Source organism: Streptomyces sp. NBC_00873 (assembly GCF_045207415.1).
Taxonomy (GTDB): domain Bacteria; phylum Actinomycetota; class Actinomycetes; order Streptomycetales; family Streptomycetaceae; genus Streptomyces.
This window is the reverse complement of record NZ_CP108803.1, coordinates 7,998,655-8,014,487: the sequence shown is the minus strand read 5'-3', so window position 1 is coordinate 8,014,487 and position 15,833 is coordinate 7,998,655. Positions and strand designations below refer to the sequence as shown.

The 15,833-nt window shown below is 68.7% G+C and carries 15 protein-coding genes; 5 read left to right on the top strand and 10 right to left on the bottom strand.

Going from position 1 to position 15,833, the window contains the following annotated elements; all coding sequences use genetic code 11:
• Nucleotides 1–41: 41 nt before the first annotated feature.
• Complete coding sequence (locus OH809_RS37005; protein ID WP_406416950.1) at nt 42–815, bottom strand: hypothetical protein; 774 nt, start codon at nt 813–815, stop codon at nt 42–44.
• Between the two features lie 583 nt (nt 816–1,398).
• Here OH809_RS37005 and OH809_RS37000 point away from each other — a divergent pair.
• The gene (locus OH809_RS37000; protein WP_406416951.1) at nt 1,399–2,076 is read left to right on the top strand and encodes a GAP family protein; all 678 of its coding nucleotides are present in this window, start codon (nt 1,399–1,401) and stop codon (nt 2,074–2,076) included.
• A gap of 371 nt (nt 2,077–2,447) precedes the next feature.
• Entirely contained in the window at nt 2,448–2,672 is a 225-nt protein-coding gene (locus OH809_RS36995; protein ID WP_406416953.1) for a hypothetical protein, read from the top strand.
• 1 nt (nt 2,673) lies between these two features.
• On the opposite strand, the gene OH809_RS36990 is transcribed toward OH809_RS36995, so the two are convergent.
• A complete protein-coding gene (locus OH809_RS36990; protein ID WP_266988742.1) occupies nt 2,674–2,940 on the bottom strand; it encodes a hypothetical protein in 267 nt (88 codons plus the stop codon).
• Nucleotides 2,941–3,254: 314 nt separating this feature from the next.
• Nucleotides 3,255–3,902: a class I SAM-dependent methyltransferase gene (locus OH809_RS36985; RefSeq protein ID WP_406416956.1), complete on the bottom strand. Its 648-nt coding sequence runs from the start codon at nt 3,900–3,902 to the stop codon at nt 3,255–3,257.
• A gap of 300 nt (nt 3,903–4,202) precedes the next feature.
• On the opposite strand from OH809_RS36985, the gene OH809_RS36980 reads away from it, so the two are divergent.
• A complete protein-coding gene (locus OH809_RS36980; protein ID WP_406416958.1) occupies nt 4,203–4,427 on the top strand; it encodes a hypothetical protein in 225 nt (74 codons plus the stop codon).
• A 386-nt stretch (nt 4,428–4,813) separates the two neighbouring features.
• Here OH809_RS36980 and OH809_RS36975 read toward each other — a convergent pair whose 3' ends face one another.
• Genes OH809_RS36975 through OH809_RS36965 form a run of 3 tightly spaced genes read right to left on the bottom strand, consistent with a single transcriptional unit; the run spans nt 4,814 to nt 7,957 of the window.
• The gene (locus tag OH809_RS36975; protein ID WP_406416960.1) at nt 4,814–5,740 is read right to left on the bottom strand and encodes a carbohydrate ABC transporter permease; all 927 of its coding nucleotides are present in this window, start codon (nt 5,738–5,740) and stop codon (nt 4,814–4,816) included.
• Nucleotides 5,737–6,651, bottom strand: coding sequence for a carbohydrate ABC transporter permease (locus OH809_RS36970; protein WP_406416962.1), 915 nt, complete (start codon nt 6,649–6,651; stop codon nt 5,737–5,739). The genes OH809_RS36975 and OH809_RS36970 overlap by 4 nt, the downstream gene beginning before the upstream one ends.
• Before the next feature lie 16 nt (nt 6,652–6,667).
• Nucleotides 6,668–7,957, bottom strand: coding sequence for an ABC transporter substrate-binding protein (locus OH809_RS36965; protein WP_406416964.1), 1,290 nt, complete (start codon nt 7,955–7,957; stop codon nt 6,668–6,670).
• 267 nt (nt 7,958–8,224) lie between these two features.
• Here OH809_RS36965 and OH809_RS36960 point away from each other — a divergent pair, with 267 nt between their 5' ends.
• Nucleotides 8,225–10,267: an NPCBM/NEW2 domain-containing protein gene (locus tag OH809_RS36960; protein WP_406416966.1), complete on the top strand. Its 2,043-nt coding sequence runs from the start codon at nt 8,225–8,227 to the stop codon at nt 10,265–10,267.
• A 198-nt stretch (nt 10,268–10,465) separates the two neighbouring features.
• Here OH809_RS36960 and OH809_RS36955 read toward each other — a convergent pair whose 3' ends face one another.
• The gene (locus tag OH809_RS36955; RefSeq protein WP_406416968.1) at nt 10,466–11,410 is read right to left on the bottom strand and encodes an ROK family protein; all 945 of its coding nucleotides are present in this window, start codon (nt 11,408–11,410) and stop codon (nt 10,466–10,468) included.
• Between the two features lie 183 nt (nt 11,411–11,593).
• On the opposite strand from OH809_RS36955, the gene OH809_RS36950 reads away from it, so the two are divergent.
• Nucleotides 11,594–12,622: a LacI family DNA-binding transcriptional regulator gene (locus OH809_RS36950; RefSeq protein WP_406424763.1), complete on the top strand. Its 1,029-nt coding sequence runs from the start codon at nt 11,594–11,596 to the stop codon at nt 12,620–12,622.
• A gap of 43 nt (nt 12,623–12,665) precedes the next feature.
• Here the strand turns inward: OH809_RS36950 and OH809_RS36945 are convergent, their stop codons facing one another.
• The 3 genes from OH809_RS36945 to OH809_RS36935 form a co-directional block, all read right to left on the bottom strand.
• A complete protein-coding gene (locus tag OH809_RS36945) occupies nt 12,666–13,157 on the bottom strand; it encodes an ArsR/SmtB family transcription factor (protein ID WP_406416969.1) in 492 nt (163 codons plus the stop codon).
• A gap of 222 nt (nt 13,158–13,379) precedes the next feature.
• Complete coding sequence (locus tag OH809_RS36940; protein ID WP_406416971.1) at nt 13,380–14,678, bottom strand: DUF6986 family protein; 1,299 nt, start codon at nt 14,676–14,678, stop codon at nt 13,380–13,382.
• A gap of 172 nt (nt 14,679–14,850) precedes the next feature.
• Entirely contained in the window at nt 14,851–15,813 is a 963-nt protein-coding gene (locus OH809_RS36935; RefSeq protein WP_406416077.1) for an electron transfer flavoprotein subunit alpha/FixB family protein, read from the bottom strand.
• Between the last annotated feature and the right edge of the window lie 20 nt (nt 15,814–15,833).

The window sequence follows — 15,833 nt, the reverse complement described above, 5'->3', positions numbered from 1 at the left end:
ACGATGTTGCGTCGGCTCCGAGGGTTGGCTGTGCCCGGCTTCTAGCCTGCGGCCTCCTCCATTAGCTTCTGGAAGGCCGGCGTGGCCAGCAACTCGGCGTTCGCCGGGTTGTCCAGCGCCGCCCGGAACTCGGGGGTGTCCAGCACCTCCTGGAACGCCTCGCTCACGCGCTGGTCCTTCCAGACCTGCTGAACGGTCAGATCGGGATAGGCACTGACGAAGACCTCCGCGGGCGCCTGGTGGGCGACGAACCAGTCCTTCACCCCGGGATCGGCGACGCCGGGGAACCCTTCAGCATGCGAGAAAACCTTGTCGAAGCGGGCCCCGACTTCCGTCTTGGCGAAGTCGTCGATGTAGGCGTCCCAGGATCCGTCGAAGACGCTGGCGAACATGTGCCGGGCGTCATTGTCGAAAATCACATGGCGTGCGTCATGCAGGGTGCCGATCTGGCGCACCGCCGCACGGACGCCCTCGTCAGCCGCCGCGCTGGCGAGCGCGGCGAGATCCTCACGCAGCGCATCCGCGTGGCCCGCCTTGATCTTGGTGAAGACGGTGAACTCGCTACAGACCCCATCCGACCTGCCCGGGCGCTCGGGCTGAGCCGATTGGGCTGCACCTGTCGTCGCAGTCATCGTGAGTTTCTCCTGCCACGGATCGGTCCGAGGGTCGCCAAGCGCCCGAATACAAGGCACCATCGCCCTCACGTCTTCACCCTGACTGCACACGCGCTGCCTCGCATCTTCGCCCGTGGGTGATGCGGTCACCTGGGGCGGATGCTCGAGAAGCTCCGGCACTGTGGGGTCCAGCCTGATCACTTCACGATTCCCCCACCATGACCGATGACGTTCCGTGCCGCTTCCGTCACGGCGTCGAGAAGGAAAAGAAGCCTCGGGTGCCGGCTTGCCGTCCAGTTCCGGGAAGGCGGCAACGCGGGTGCGACAGGCCGGTACCGGGGTCCTCGCGTCCAGAGAAGCTCCCGAGGACAGATCCGGCCAGACGCAGGAAGATACAAGTGGGATGTGCCGAGTACGTCGTCGTCACGTTCTCGGGCAGCCACTTCCGTGTGGCCGTGAAGACAGCGGCGCAGCCGATCACATGGCAACCCGCTGCTCCGCCCAGACTCCGTCCTCGCTACACCGTAAGCGGGCTCGAATGACGAGGCGCTCAGCAGTCCCGAACGTCCGGGAAAGCTGGCGGGACGGGTGCTGACCGCCGAGGACTTCGCCGTTCAGAAGGACCGCTTCCGGAAAGGCGGCGATCCACGGCCCAGGTTCCTTCTGCAGACCCGGGGCACGTCCACGACAGTCCCGCGGCTGCCCGCCCAGGTGGTCGCGGCACCCATGTGCGCCAAGCCTCGCTCAACTGGATCGCCACCCTGACCCCCACCCGGAGGCAACCATGGGCAAAGTTCTCGGTGACGTGCTGGGTTTTGCGGCCGCCGTCGCGATCAGCCCGCTCCCGATCATCGCCATCATCCTCATACTCGCCACGCCCCGGGGACGTCTCAACGGACTCCTCTTCACCGCCGGCTGGATCCTGGGACTCTCGGCACTGGGCGCGGTGATGCTGGCGATCGCTTCCCCCGCAGGTGCCTCCGCCCACAATCACCCGGCCACCTGGGTGGGAGCTCTCAAGCTCGCTCTGGGCGTGTTCCTCGTCCTCTTCGGCGCCCGGCAGTGGCACCGGCGCCCGGCGGATCCCTCGCAAGCTCAGCTGCCGAAGTGGATGGACGCGATCGACCACCTCACGCCGGTCAAGGTCTTCGGACTCGGACTGGCCCTGGTCGCGCTCAACGCCAAGAACGCCCCGCTGACCATGGCCGCGGGCGCCGCGATCGGCTCAGCCGGACTGCCGGTCGGGCAGCAGATCGCATCGCTGGCAATCTTCGTCCTGATCGCCACCCTCGGCCTGCTGGCCCCACTGGGAGTCTTCCTACTCGGGGGAGAGCGAGCCAAAACCACGCTCGGCAATTGGAAAGAGTGGGCAGCCCAGCACAATGTCGCCGTGATGGCCGTCCTGTTCTTCGTTCTCGGGTTGAAACTGCTCGGAGACGGCATCTCCATCCTCACCTCCTGACAGGCTTGGACCGACCGGCACATGGGGGTGGGAGAAGGAGCGGAGCTGGGTGCGTGCAGCTGCAAGGCGGAGGCGTCGATGCCGTAAGGAGGGACACTGAATCGCTTCTTGATCAGCACTGCGGCCGGCAGAGAAGCGAGCAGTTGATATGCGTCCGGAGACGGATACGTGTTCGTGATCAGCCCCTGTCGGGTCCCCGCCGGGACCGGACAGCAGCGGGCATGCGTACCTCCACGCCCCCGCCGCCGGCTACGGAGCATCGGCCAAAGGCCGGGGCAACCGGTCCACCGCCCGTGCCCCCGGTCCTCACACACCACGCATCCGGACCAGCCGGATGGGCGCCCACCGGCAGCAGGCGTCACCCTGGAAACATGGCGACTCCACCGATCATCGTTCACGCCCCCACACCGTCCGGCGCAAGGCTCGTGACCGTCCACATCAACGGCCGCGACGAAAGGCTCGGGCTGGCGCACAGCGACCGCGACATCATTGTGTTCCTCGCCGACGCCGGAATGGCAGACCCGGAGCGGGCCCTTGACACTCCCGCCCTGGTGGAATGGCAGGGCGCCGCAGCGCACCAGTACGAGTCCACCTGACTCAGGGGGTGTCTCCCCGCCAATCCCACTTCAGTGAATCGTCCGCCCGCGGCCCGTACTCCGACCTGCCACCCGGACCGTGCATGCCGATCTCGGTGATCAGTGCGGCCCCGTCGGCCAGTGCCACCTCCGACCAGCCCGTCACGTCGAGGAGCAGTCCGTCGAGCGGGCCTCCGACCAGCTCGCGGTATGCACGCCCGGGCTGCGGGCCCGGATCGGGATCGTCGTGGTCGGCGCCGTACACCCGCCGGCGCATGATTTCGTCCATGCAGGCAGCATCGCAGCCACCACTGACACTGCCGCGCCTCACGGAATGGGGCCGCCCGGAGCCTCGGGGACGGATCTCCTGAAGCCGCCGTGGCCGGCTTCTGGCGCGCCACGCCTTCCCGCCGTCATACGCAGCCTCGATCGGCGGGACCCCGCCGGGGCTGCGTATGACGGCGGCTGCCGGGACACGGACGGCCAGGAAACCCGCCGTACAAGCAGTGCCCGTGTGGGCCTCCTCCTCCTCGCAGTGGCCGGTCCTGGTCCGACCGCGTTGCACGGAATGAGCGCGTGGCCGATCGAGCGCCTTCAAGCGTTCTAGGCTTTGCGCGCGAGCAGTTGAATCTCCTGGAACTGCCGTCGGTCGGTGGGCTGAGGCTCGCGAACCATCCGGGCCACCTCGGCCAACCCGGACTTGCGGAGCATCGCGGCGAGGTGATCAGGCGACCACCGATAGGCCGGCGCGACGGTGTGATCGAAGACCTGCGTCGGGTGAGACGGATCATCGCTGGCCGAAAAGCCGACCAGAAGGTGACCGCCAGGTGCCAGCACGCGGTGGAACTCCGCCAAGATGACAGGGAGTTCTTGCGGCGGAGTGTGGATGATGGACCAACGTGAGAGTACGCCGCCCAGCACGCCGTCAGCGATGTTCAACGCGGCCATCGAGCCCGTGTCGAACCGCAGGCCCGGATAGGCATGTCGAGCCAATTTGATCATCGCGGAAGAGGCATCAACGCCAAACACGGCAAGCCCCAACTTGTCCAGATAGGCGGTGATATGGCCAGGCCCACATCCCAGATCCGCGACCTGACCGTCCCCACTCGCGCATACGACCTCGACGAAGGCACTCAAGATCGCGCGGTCCAAAGGCCTGTCACGCAGCTCGTCGCGGAACCGCTGCGCATAGGTGTGGGCAGCAGCGTCGTAGGCCTTGCGGGTGACACTGAGGGCATCGTGTTCGACCATGCTCGCGACAGTAATTCCTGGCGCGGAGGCGCGCCGAGAAAATCACGATCTTCCCTCCCGCCTGTTCGCCCGGGCTATCGCTAATTCAGAGAAGTGACCGGCCCAAAACTGATCGCCCCACTCCAGATCGTCGACGGGATGCGTACTTCCGGGCCCCCTGGGGCCGTCGGGAGGCGGCCCGAGCCGCGGCTGGGAGGACATCTGGGCCCCCGTCCGTACACCGACCGTCATGCCGGACCAGGCCCTTCGCATCTGGGTCAGCCAGATGCGCCCGCCGTCACTCCGGGCCACCCTGGAGTCATGGCAACCCCACCGATCACCGTCCACGCGCCCACCCCGTCCGGTGCCCGTCCCGTGAGTGTGCACGTCAACAACCGCGACGAACGGCTCGGACTCGCGCACAACGATCACGACCTCATCGTGTTCCTCGCCGACGCCGGGCTGAAGGACCCGAAGCGCATCCTCGACAACCCCGCCGTGGTCCAGTGGCAGGGCACCAAACCGCATCAATACGTGGCCGCCTGATTCACGGCGGGCACGAGCAGCCAAGTCGGCAGAGGCTAACGGCATGAGCGCCTCGTTAGCCCCACGGCATCTCCCGCTGTGCCCGGCGATGGCATCGGCTTTGAGGTGAGACCACCACCGGGCCCGTCCAGCGTGGCACGGAGCACTGCCAATCAGATCCCGTCCTTGAGCATCTCCGCCATGTCAACGACACGGTTCTCGTCGATCCAGCCCTCTCGACGGGCGGTCACGCTGACCACGAGGGTGCTCCGCCGACCCCCACCCGCGGTCATCATCCGATGCTCGTAACTCCCCGCCCGGGCGTGGACCGCGACAACCTCAACCGGGTCTCAGTCCGCTCACTGTGTGTCCTGACGTGTCCGCGTGCCTGTTTACCCAAGTCGGACCTATCCCTTGCTCGACCCCAGCGTGAGCCCCGCGATGAAGTGCCGCTGCAGCAGCAGGAAGACCACAAGCGTCGGCAGGGCGACGATCACCGAGCCCGCGGCAAGGAGGTTGTAGTCCGTGAAGAACTGCCCGCGCAGGTTGTTGAGGGCGGAGGTGATGGGCAGCTTGTCGCCGTCGGAGACGAAGACAAGGGCCCAGAGGAAGTCGTTGTACATCCAGGTGAATTGAAGCGTGCCGAGTGCGGCGAGGGCCGGGCGGCACAGTGGCAGCGTGATCCGCCAGTACTGCGTCCACACGCCCGCGCCGTCGACAATGGCGGCTTCCAGGATCTCCTGCGGCAGGGTGCGCATGAAGTTGGCGAGGACGAAGACGCAGAAGCCGATCTGGAAGCCGATCTGGACGACGACGACGGCCCAGTACGAGTCGTACATCGTCATCGAGTCGGACATCCAGTACGGCAGCGGGATGCGGTTGAACACCACGTACAGCGGGGTCACGATCACCTGCTGGGGCAGCAGGTTGCCGGCCGTGAAGAGCATCAGCAGCACGATCCCGCCGCGCATCTTCAGCCGGGCCAGGGCAAAGGCCACGAACGAGGCGAGGAAGAGGGTGACGAGCACCCCCGGGACGGCGATGATCATGGTGTTGACGAAGTACTTCGTCATCCCGGAGTCGGCGAATGCCTGCCGGTAGTAGTCGAACGACAGATGCCTCGGCAGCGAGAAGTAGCCGTACCGGGAAGTCTCGTCGTACGGCCGCAGGGAGGCGTACACCGCCAGCAGCAGCGGCGCGAGGAAGGCGAGCGAGACCACCACCAGGAAGGCGTGCACGCCGAGCCGGCCCGGGCGGAGACCGAGGCGCACCGCAGCGGGTGGCGGGGGCGCGGGCTCTGCGGCGGGGCGGGCGGGGGCGGTGTCGACGGTCATCGGTTCTTCTCCCCTCGGAGCTCCTGGACCAGGTACGTCACGACGAATCCGAGGGAAACGGTGAGCAGGACCACGGCGATGGCGGATCCGAAGCCGACGCGGCTCGCCTCACCGATGATGTTGTCGGTGACGAGCACCGAGAGCAGTTCGAGTCCGTTGCGGCCGTGGTTGACGGCGTACACGATGTCGAAGGCGCGCAGGGACTCGATGACGGTGATGACGCCGACGATGACGTTGACCGGCCGCAGCGTGGGGAAGACGATGCGGAAGAAGGTCTGGGCCTCGTTCGCCCCGTCGATGGCGGCCGCTTCCTTCAGCGAGGGATCGACGGCCTTGAGCCCGGCAAGGTAGAGGATCATCACATAGCCGGTGTGCCGCCACGCCGCGGCGAGCAGGACCATCCAGATGTTGACGTCCGGGTCGCCGAGCCAGTCGGTCGGCGACGCGGTGTCCCCGATGATCGCGTTGAGGGCCCCCTGGTCGCGGGAGAAGATCAGCTGCGCGATGAAGCCGACCACGGCGAGCGACAGCACGACCGGCATGTACAGCGTCGACTGGTAGAAGCGGCTGAACCGCACGCCCCGGTCGATGAGTACGGCGAGGAACAGCCCGAACGGCGCGGCGACGAGCCCGAGGAAGGCCAGCCAGAGCAGGTTGTGCCGGGCGGCGGGCCAGAACTGCGGGTAGTTGGTGAAGAGGTTCACGTAATTCTGCGTACCGACCCACTTGATGTCGCCGATGCCGTCCCAGCTGGTGAAGGAGAGCACGATCGAGGCGAGGGTCGGGCCCCACACAATGGCGATGTCGAGCAGGACGGGTATGCCGAGCAGCAGACCGATGACGGCGAGGTCGCGGCCGGAGAATCGGCGCGGGCCCCGCCGTTCGGTGCGCCGCTCCGAGAGGAACGACACGGTCGGTACTCCAGATTCAGTCGGAGGCGAAGATGGTCTTCTTCTGCCGCTCGATGCCGTTGACCAGGCCGTCCACATCGTTCGGGTTGCTGATGAACTGCTGGATGGCCGGGATCATGACGGTCGAGGCGAAGTCCGGCCGGGTGTCGCGGTCCAGGAACTGGGAGATCTGCTTGGCACCGGAGACGAGCTCCACGGCCTTCTTCTGCAGCGCCGAGTACGGGGAGATGTCCGCCTGGTCGTTGACCGCGATGTTGTTGGGGTCGCTCTTGAGGTAGATGTCCTCGGCCTTGCCGGTGGCCAGCCACTTCACGAGGTCCTTGGCGCTCTCCAGCGTCTTCTTGTTCTTGAGGTTCTTCGACTTCTTCGCCAGCAGGAACCCGTCGATGGGTGCCTCGACCGCGTCCTGGCCGTGCTCCGGGTTGATGACCGGGAACGGGAAGAAGTCGATGTCCTCCTGTTCGCCCTTGGGGAACTGGGCGCCGGGGTGCGGCAGCCCGAAGACCGCCATGCCGGCTTCCTTCTTCTGCAGACTGGTCGCGGCCTCCTGCCAGGTGCGGCCGTTGGCGCCCTGCTGGCAGTACGGCAGGAGCCGGCGCCAGGTGTCGAAGACGTCCTTGACGCGCTTGTCCGTCCAGGCTTCCTCGCCGGCCATCAGGCTCTTGTGGAAGTCATAGCCGTTGGTCCGCATGTTGATGTAGTCGAAGGTGCCCATCGCGGGCCAGCCGTCCTTGTCGCAGAACGCGATGGGGTCGAGTTTGTCCTTCTTCATCTGCTCGGCGAGCGCCACGTACTCGTCGAGGGTCTTGGGCGCCTGGTAGCCGCGGTCGGCGAAGAGACTCTTCCGGTGGAAGACGGCCCACGGGTAGTAGTAGTACGGCGTGAGGTACTGCTTGCCGTCCTCGCCGGTGGACTGGGCCTTCAGTGCGGACGAAAACCCTTCGTAGTGCTGCCAGTTGTCGCTGATGTCGTACAACAGCCCCTTCTTGGCGAAGAACTGCATCCGGTAGCCGGCAAACCACATGAACACGTCGTCCGGATTGCCCTGCAGGTATTTGTTGATGTTCTCCTGGAAGGTGTTGTGGTCAACGGTGTTGACCTCGATCTTCCGCCCTCCGGACTGCGCCTCGTACGCCTTGAACGCGTCGGCGAAAGCCTTCTTGGGAATGGGGTCGGACGAATTCGACCCCATGTGGATCGTCTTGCCGTCACCACCGGGACCACTGCTGCATGCCGTGAGCAGCGAGGGAAGCGTGATCGCGCCCGCGCCAACTGCCGCACCACGCAGCAGATTTCGCCGAGACATCCGATGTCCTGCCATACTGCCGGGCATGCTTGACCTGTCGTACGACGAGTGCGCCATGACCCCCTCCTCCGGGATGCAACCCAACACGACCGAACGCGCGATTGGATCCCACCCCCAAGTCAGAGTGCGGTCAAGGGTTTTGACGAGATACCGAACAACCTTTACCGCTCCCCTTCCAACAGACTCCAACACGCCATAACGTAATCGCGCGCCCCTGGCGTGCGCATGATGTCATCCGATCTGACACGAGCGTGGAGGAACGTTACGATGCGTCATCTTCCAACCCGTACGACCCGAGCAAGCGGCAGAACAGTCATCGGAGCGCTGGCCGCCGGTCTGCTCTGCGCAGCGGGTGCAACCGCTCCCGCCGTCGCGGACTCACCGACGACGGCGGCTGCCGCAGCGGTCAGCCCGCAGTCCGACAACGGGCTCGCACTCACCCCGCCGATGGGATTCAACAACTGGAACTCGACCCACTGCCGGGCCGAGTTCAACGAGGCGATGGTCAAGGGAATCGCCGACATCTTCGTCGAGAAGGGCCTCAAGGAAGCCGGCTACCAGTACGTCAACCTCGACGACTGCTGGGCGAAGCCGCAGCGCAACGCGGACGGCAAGCTGGAGGCCGACCCGGTGCGCTTCCCGAACGGCATAGAAGCCGTCGCGGACTACGTCCACTCCAAGGGGCTCAAGCTCGGCATCTACACCAGCGCGGGCACGAAGACGTGCGACGGCACCGGACTGCCGGGAGCACTCGGCCATGAGTACAGCGATGCGCAGCAGTTCGCGGACTGGGGCGTCGACTACCTCAAGTACGACAACTGCAACAACCAGGGCGTCGACGCGAAGAAGCGCTATACAACAATGCGCGACGCACTGCAGGCCACCGGCCGTCCCATCGTCTACAGCATTTGCGAGTGGGGCGAGAACAAGCCCTGGGAGTGGGCCGCAGACGTCGGCAATCTCTGGCGCACGACGGGCGACATCAGCGACAGCTGGGGCAGCATGCTGTCGATCATGAAGCAGAACCTGCCGCTCGCCGCCGCCGCGGGACCGGGGCACTGGAACGACCCCGACATGCTCGAAGTCGGCAACGGCGGAATGACGGACACCGAGTACCGCACCCACTTCTCCATGTGGTCCGTGATGGCGGCGCCGCTGCTCATCGGCTCCGATCTGCGCAAGGCGACTCCGGAGACCTTCGAGATCCTCTCGAACCAGGAGGTCATCGCGGTCGATCAGGACCCGCTGGGAAAGCAGGGCACCGTGGTCTCCTCCACCGGCGGGCGCTGGGTCGTCGCCAAGGAGATGAAGGACGGCAGCCGGGTCGTGGCGCTCTTCAACGAGACCGGGTCCGCGCAGCGCATCTCGACGACCGCGAAGGAGGCGGGTCTGCCGGAGGCCGACGCGTACACGACGCGCGACCTGTGGCAGCACACGACGTACAACACGGCGGGCGGTATCTCCGCGACCGTCCCGGCGCACGGCACGGTACTGCTGCGCGTCGCCGCCGACAGCAAGTGGGCCGCCTACCCGCCGGCCGTGGAACTCGGCCTGACCGGCAGCCCGTTGGTGGAGGCCGGCCGCAGCGCCCCGCTGACGACGACGGTCACCGATCTGGGCCGTACGCCTGCCACGAGCGTCTCCGCGGCTCTCACCGGCCCGTCGGGCTGGCAGATCGAGGCGCTGTCGCCGACCGGCACCGATGTCGTGCCCACCGGCCGTGCGCTGACCACACGCTGGCAGGTGACGCCTCCCGCGGGCACAGCCACCGGTACGTACGATCTGAAGCTCAGCGCCCAGTACCGGTCACCGACCGGGACGCGCGTGCGGTCCTCGGTGCCGTTCCAGGCGCATGTGGTGGTGGCGCCCCCGGCCGACAGCAGCTATCTGAGCGATCTGCCGCAGCTCTCCGCTTCCAACGGCTGGGGTCCGGTCGAGAAGGACACCAGCAACGGTGAGAACCGGGCCGGCGACGGCCATCCGCTGACCATCGGCGGCACCGTCTTCGCCAAGGGACTCGGGGCACACGCGGACAGCGCCGTCGAGTTCTACACGGGTGGTGCGTGCAGCGCCGTGACCGCCCAGGTCGGAGTCGACGACGAGGCGGGTGCCCATGGCACGGTGGCGTTCGAGATCTGGGCGGACGGCACGAAGGTGGCGTCCACCGGGGTCCTGACCAACGCGATGGCCGCGCAGCCGATCACCGCGGATGTGAGCGGCGCGCAGGTGGTACGTCTGGTGGTCACCGACGGCGGGGACGGGATCAACTACGACCACGCCGACTGGGCGGACCTGCGGATCGGGTGCTGAGTCCGGCACGGGTGCCGGGCCCCGTAGGAGGAGTGCCCGCCCGGTAGGGGGCCGGGCGGGCACTGAGTACGGGCCTGGAGCCGCTTCCGGAACGGTTCCGGGCAGGGGCGCGGCCACCGGGCACGCCCGGCTTCCGGACCATCGTTCGGCTGCCGGACGGGACGGGTCGCCGCGCACCGTCCGGCAGCCGGACCCTGTTCAGCCGCTCAGTACGGCTGCGGCCGCCGAGGCGGCGGCCGCGGCGCCCACCAGGCCCGCGTCCGTACCCATCACCGCGGGTGCCACCGTGAACTGTTGGACGAAGGAGAGCGTGGCGTAGCTGCGCAGGGCGCGGCGCAGCGGAGCGAAGAGGACGTCGCCCGCACCGGCCACTCCCCCACCGATCACGGCGATGTCGATCTCGACCAGCGTGGCGGTGGCGGCGATTCCGGCGGCCAGCGCCTGCGCAGCGCGCTCGAAGGAGGCGACCGCCACCGGATGTCCGGCCCGCGCGGCGGCGGCCACGGCGGCGGCCGTGGCGTCGCCGTCCGGGCCCGGCTGCCAGCCGCCCTGCAGGGCGCGGCGGGCGATGTTCGGCCCGCTGGCGATCCGTTCCACACAGCCACGCGAACCGCACGGACACGGGTCGCCGTCCAGATCCACACTGATGTGGCCGATGTGACCGGCGTTGCCGGTGGGACCCGGGTGCAGCTTGCCGCCGAGGACGAGACCGCCGCCGACCCCTGTCGACACGACCAGGCACAGCGCGTTGTCGTAACCGCGGGCCGCACCGAGCCAGTGCTCGGCCGCGGTCATCGCGACCCCGTCACCGACCAGCTCGACGGGGAGCCCGCCGACGGCCCTCCGTACCCGGTCCACCAGCGGAAAGTCGCGCCAGCCGGGAACGTTGACGGGGCTGACCGTCCCCGCCGAGGCATCCACCGGACCTGCGCTGCCGATGCCGACGGCGGTCGCCCGGCCCCACAGCGGCGAGGCGGTCAGCTCGGCCAGCACGTCCGTCACCGCGCCCATCACCGTCTCGCCGCTCTCCAGGGCGGGCGTCGGCCGCTGCGCCCGCACGAGGAGCGTGCCGCTGCCGTCCACCAGAGCGCCGGCGATCTTGGTGCCGCCGATGTCGAGCGCGGCGACGAGGTCGGTATGCATCGGTGTGGGCTCCGGATGAGTGAGGAGGCGGGGACCTGCAGCTTCAGTAAATAGTCTGCATAGTCTCTATTCAGTTGACAACGTTGTCCAGGGCCTATGCTCGACGACACAGCCTCCGGCACCTCCGCAGCACCCGTCTGCGACCGGCCGGACAGCCCGCACCCGACGACAGGACAGCGCATCGTGGCAGAGACCGCCCGTCACTCCGAGCCCCGCTACGGCAATCGGCCGACCATGAAGGATGTGGCCGCCCGGGCCGGAGTGGGCCTCAAGACGGTCTCCCGCGTGGTCAACAGCGAACCGGGGGTCACACCGGACACCGAGCGCCGGGTCCAGGAGGCGATCGATGCGCTCGGCTTCCGCCGCAACGACAGCGCGCGCGTGCTCCGCAAGGGCCGTACCGCCTCCATCGGCCTGGTCCTGGAGGATCTCGCCGACCCGTTCTACGGGCCGCTGAGCCGCGCCGTCGAGGAGGTCGCCCGCGCCCACGGCGCCCTGCTCATCAACGGGTCGAGCGCCGAGGACCCGGAGCGCGAGCAGGAGCTCGTGCTCGCGCTGTGCGCCCGCCGGGTGGACGGGCTGATCGTGATTCCGGCCGGTGACGACCACCGCTACCTGGAGCCGGAGATAGAGGCGGGGATCGCCACCGTCTTCGTGGACCGCCCGGCGGGCCGGATCGACGCCGACATCGTCCTTTCCGACAGTTTCGGTGGCGCCCGGCAGGGTGTCGCCCATCTGGTCGCGCACGGACACCGCAGGATCGGCTTCATCGGCGACCAGCCGCGTATCCACACGGCCACCGAGCGTCTGCGCGGATATCACGCCGCGATGACGGACGCCGGGATCACCGTCGAGGACTCCTGGGTCTCCCTCGGCTCCACCGACCCGGCGCGGGTCAGGGCGGCCGCCGAGGCGATGCTCTCGGGCCCCGAACCGGTCACCGCGCTCTTCGCGGGCAACAACCGGGTGACGGTCACCGCGGTGCGCGTGCTGGCGGAGCGGGAGCGTCCGGTCGCCCTGGTCGGTTTCGACGACATCGAACTGGCCGACCTGCTGGGCATCACGGTCATCTCCCAGGACGCCGCGGCCGTGGGCCGGACGGCGGCCGAGCACCTCTTCCGCCGGCTGGACGGCGCGGACGACGCCCCGGCGCGGGTGGAACTGCCGACCTCCCTCATCGCCCGCGGCTCGGGCGAACTGCCGCCCGCCTGAGCCGGGGCGTCGACGGACCGGCTCGATCAGCTTCCGGCGGGCGTCAGCAGCGCTCCGCTACGGACGTGCGTGCGTAGCGGACCGAGCGTCCGGCGCGGTGGGCAGTCACCAGGGCGGCGTCGCGCAGGGCTGTGAGGTGCTGGGAGACGCCGGCCGCGGACAGTCCGGAACGCCGGGCGAGCGCGGTGGTCGACGCGGGGGTGTCGAGCTCGGCCAGAAGCAGGGTGCGGGAGCGGCCGAGGACAGCGGCGACCGCATCGGCGGCTTCGGTGCTGCGCGGCTCCCAGAGGGTGCCGATGCCCCGTGCCGGATAGGCGAGTTGCGGCGGGTCCGGCGCCACCGAGCGGGTGAGCACCCGCGGCCGGGCGAACACGGAGGGCACCAGCAGCATCCCCGCGCCCGAGTCGGCGCGGGTGAGGGCGCAGTGGCGGCGCACCAGGCGCAGGCTGCTCTCGTCCCACCGCACCGAGTCGTGCAGTTCATTGAGGACCTGCGCGACCCCGAGCTCGGCAACCTGCCGCGCCCGGCGGAACACATCGGCTTCGAGCAGCCGGCGGATCCGGGCCCAGTACGGCGCGAGCGCCAGCTCCCAGTAGGTCTCGATCTCGGCGGCGACCTTCTCCAGCGCCGTTCCCCAAGGCCGAACTGACCGTCCAGCCGGGCGCAGGTCACTTCCCGTGGCTCGACGATCCCGTCCGCTTCAGCGGGACCGTCGAGTCCTTCCTGCGGGGCTGACGGTACGGGCCCGGCCCGCGGCCTACGGCGCCGTCACCGTCAGTCCTCCGCGCCGGGGCGAGGCGAACGCGTCGAGGTCCGCCCGTGTCAGCCCCGTCAGGCGGGCGACCTCGGCGGTGTCGAGTGCGCCGCAGTCGATGCCGCGCAGCAGGTATCCACTGAGGGCCTTGGCGGTGGCGGGCTCGTCCATGACGTCGCCGCCGGCCTTGGCGACATACGCGGCGAGCCGGGCGGCGGCCTGTTCCAGGCCCTCGCGATAGAAGGTGTAGACGGCCGCGTAACGGGTCGGCAGGTGGCCGGGGTGCATGTCCCAGCCCTGGTAGTAGGCGCGGGCCAGCGCACGGCGGGTGAGCCCGTAGTGGAGCCGCCACGCCTCGTGGACCTGGTGGGTGGGGCCGACCGGGAGGACGTTGGTCGAGCCGTCGGAGACACGTACGCCGGTACCCGCGGCGGCCACCTGCATGACCGCCTTGGCGTGGTCTGCGGCCGGATGGTCGCCGGCCTGGTAAGCGGCGCTGACGCCGACGCAGGCACTGTAGTCGAAGGTGCCGTAGTGCAGGCCGGTGGCGCGGCCCCCGGCGGCACCGATCATGCGGGCCACGGCGGCGGTGCCGTCGGCGGCGAGGATGGACTGGCTGGTCTCGATCTGGATCTCGAAACCGAGCCGGCCCGACGGCAGACCGTGGGCCTGCTCGAAGGCGTCGAGGAGCCGGACGAAGGCGGTGACCTGTTCGGGGTACGTCACCTTGGGAAGGGTGAGCACCAGGCCCTCGGGAAGCCCGCCCGCCTGCATCAAACCGGTGAGGAAGATGTCCGTGGTGCGGATGCCCCGGTCGCGTACGGCGGCCTCCATGCACTTCATCCGGATGCCCATGTACGGGGCCGCCGTGCCGTTCTGGTACGCCTCCGAGACCAGCCGCGCGGCGCGGGCGGCAGCCTCGTCCTCCTCGGCATCGGGGCGGGGGCCGTAGCCGTCCTCGAAGTCGATGCGCAGGTCTTCGACGGGCTCGCGCTCCAGCTTGGCGCGGACCCGGTCGTGGACGGGCGCGGCGAGCTCCTCCGGGATGCCGAGGACGGCGGCGAACGAGGCCGCATCGGGGGCATGCTCGTCGAGGGCGCGGAGCGCCTGATCGCCCCAGGAGCGGATGGTGTCTGCGGCAAAGGCGTCGCTGGGGACGTAGACCGTGTGGACTGGCTGGCGGGTGCCGGGGTCTCCCGGATAGCGGCGGGCGAGCTCGGCGTCCACCGCGGTGAGGGAGGCACTGATCTCCTCGCTGACCGCACCGGCGAGGCTCGTTGCCACCTTCTCCTGCTGACCCATGTCCACACCCTCCACAGTGCCGTTGTTTCCGCTTCCCGGAATCAACAATCCGTATAGTGAAGTTATAAGGCCACCGGACCTGCGTCAATGGTGATCAGAAACGACCCGGGGCCGCGCGGTGAGAACACCACGCGGCCCCGGACCATCGAGAAGGGGCACCGCCCCCGACAGGTCAGCCCTTGCGGGAGTTGACCTCTTCGGTGAGCTGGGGGACGACCTGGAAGAGGTCGCCGACGATGCCGTAGTCGACGAGGTCGAAGATCGGGGCCTCGGCGTCCTTGTTGATCGCGACGATGGTCTTCGAGGTCTGCATGCCGGCCCGGTGCTGGATCGCGCCGGAGATACCGGAGGCGATGTAGAGCTGCGGGGAGACGGACTTGCCGGTCTGGCCGACCTGGCTGGAGTGCGGGTACCAGCCGGCGTCGACCGCGGCACGCGAGGCACCCACGGCCGCGCCGAGGGAGTCGGCGAGCGCCTCGATGATGTGGAAGTTCTCCGCACCGTTGACACCACGGCCGCCGGAGACCACAATCGCGGCCTCGGTCAGCTCCGGGCGCCCGGTCGACTCGCGCGGGGTGCGGGACAGGACCTTCGTGCCGGTGGCCTGCGCGGAGAACGTGACCGGCAGGGTCTGGACCGCACCGGCGGCGGGGGCCGGCTCGACAGGCGCCGAGTTCGGCTTGACCGTGATGACCGGGGTGCCCCGCGAAACACGGGACTTGGTGGTGAACGACGCGGCGAACGCGGACTGGGTGGCCACCGGACCCAGCTCACCGGCCTCCAGGTCCACCGCGTCCGTGATGATCCCGGACCCGATCCGGACCGCGAGCCGGGCCGCGATCTCCTTGCCCTCCGCGGAGGACGGCACCAGCACCGCGGCCGGGGACACCGCATCGAACGCGGCCTGCAGCGCGTCGACCTTCGGCACGACCAGGTAATCGGCGAACTCCGGCGCCTCGGCGGTCAGGACCTTGACCGCACCGTGCTCGGCGAGCACCGCCGCGGTGCCGGCCGCACCACTGCCCAGCGCGACCGCGACCGGGTCACCGATCCGGCGGGCCAGCGTCAGCAGCTCCAGGGTGGGCTTGCGGACGGCACCGTCCACGTGGTCGACATAGACGAGAACTTCAGCCATGGGACTTCAATCTCCTGCGG